General features: G+C 57.6%; 1 pseudogene. It reads left to right on the forward strand.

Features of this window, described 5'->3' with window-relative positions:
- Window positions 1-341: pseudogene (locus HCR68_RS13925) on the forward strand (hypothetical protein); the annotation flags it as partial.
- Window positions 342-908: the final 567 nt, after the last annotated feature.

The raw sequence follows: 908 nt of genomic DNA on the forward strand, positions 1-908 counted from the left end.
GGAAAGACACAACGGGCATCGACAGTGTTGCCGCAGGAACAACATTGCAGCACGTTATCGAGAATGCGGCCAAGATGAAGGCTGATGGCCAGCACGCGCAGCCACCGGTGAGAGTCTCCGTGTCGGAAGTTTACGTGGATGACGGCGGGACGACGGCGCAGGTGACGATGTGCGTTGATCAAAGAAAAATGACGATGCTTGACGAGAGCGGCAATGACGTGACGACGCAAGCGGACAGGGGCCAGGTGCCGTTAGCGACAAGGATGACGCTTTCCGGTAATAACTCCTGGCTAGCCATTCAAGAACAGCAGGGAAAGGACGGAGAGTGCTCTGTTGACTAGGGGGTGTGAGATGAGAAAGACGCGAGCATCAAGAAGGACGTTGCTCATAACGTTCGCCGCCTTGGGTATTGCCACTGGCGTCTGGAGTGCGTAGTGGTGCTCGTGGTCTGCGTTTGCGGCCGGGGTGGTATCGGTGCTGCGTCGAGAACCAGCCGTGGGAGTGCTCGGGTAAGAGGATGATGGGTGGTCCCCGGCGGTGGGGACAAGCCCCGTCAAACCGGTTTGTCTCCGCCGCCCACCGACTTTGCTGACCCCATGCCTGCCCTACCTAACGACACACCTCGCTAAAACACCCTAAACGCCCCTGCGAATAAGTCTCCTGGATTCGTGGTGGCGCTAGAAATGGTTCAGGCGTCAAAAGCACGTTGAATGAGATTGGAAACGATCCGGAAACAACGTCATGGAATAATGTGGAAAAGTTTGAGGAGAAGTGCGGCAGGCAGGGGGTCGGCAAAGTCGGTTTAGGGGGTTGGTTGGGTCAGTAGTCTGATGGCTCGTTTGGGGCGTCTGGACAGGGATCTGGTGGTTGAGGCGATGGAGACGCCGGGCCCAAGGAAGAGGCGGATG

Source organism: Actinomyces sp. ZJ308, from assembly GCF_011752065.1.
GTDB lineage: Bacteria > Actinomycetota > Actinomycetes > Actinomycetales > Actinomycetaceae > Actinomyces.